The organism is Sutterella massiliensis (assembly GCF_016899755.1).
In the GTDB taxonomy this organism is placed as follows: Bacteria; Pseudomonadota; Gammaproteobacteria; order Burkholderiales; family Burkholderiaceae_F; genus Sutterella; species Sutterella massiliensis.
Genome location: NZ_JACJJC010000210.1, coordinates 1 through 623 on the forward strand (window position 1 = coordinate 1; position 623 = coordinate 623).

The 623-nt window shown below is 59.1% G+C and carries 1 protein-coding gene; it reads left to right on the top strand.

Annotated elements, in window-relative coordinates; genetic code table 11:
* Window positions 1-474, top strand: a 474-nt coding sequence (locus H6A60_RS12205; protein WP_205105009.1) for an FAD-binding protein, incomplete at its 5' end; no start/stop codon positions are given.
* Window positions 475-623: the final 149 nt, after the last annotated feature.

A 623-nucleotide genomic window follows, 5' to 3' on the forward strand; every position in this document is an offset into this window, starting at 1 on the left:
AAGACCGACGACGAAGACAACATCCTTACGAAACTTCTCGACCGTTTTGCGCGGCTCAACAGTCCCGTCTACAAGGCCGACACCATCGAAGCGCTCGCAAAGGCAGCCGGCATCAACGAAGCAGCACTCGTTGAAAGCGTGAAGACTTTCAACGAAGCGATCGCCAAGGGTGAAGGCGCGAAGCTCACGCCGCCGCACAACCGTCGAACGCCGCATCCTGTTGCGACTGCGCCTTTTTACGCCATTCCCATGAGCGGCGGCATCGCCAATACCTTCGGCGGCCCGAAGATCAACGAAAAGGCCGAAGTGGTCGACCTTGACGATCAGCCGATCAAAGGGCTCTACGCCGCAGGCGCTGCTGCGGGCGGTCTTTGGTACGAAGAAGACATTCCGGGCTCACAGCTCTCGAGCGGCCTCGTCTTCGGGCGCATCGCCGCTCGTTCGGCGCGAGAACGTGCGAAAGAAAACGCTTGATTTCCGGGAGATGACCATGAAAACCAAATATGCCGTTCTCTTTGCCGGTATCTTCTCGGCCATGCTGCTCGCCGGAACAGCATCCGCAGCCGAAACCTTCCTTGCCGACAAGCATGCGGCCGCAGGCATGAAGTGCGAATCCTGCCACG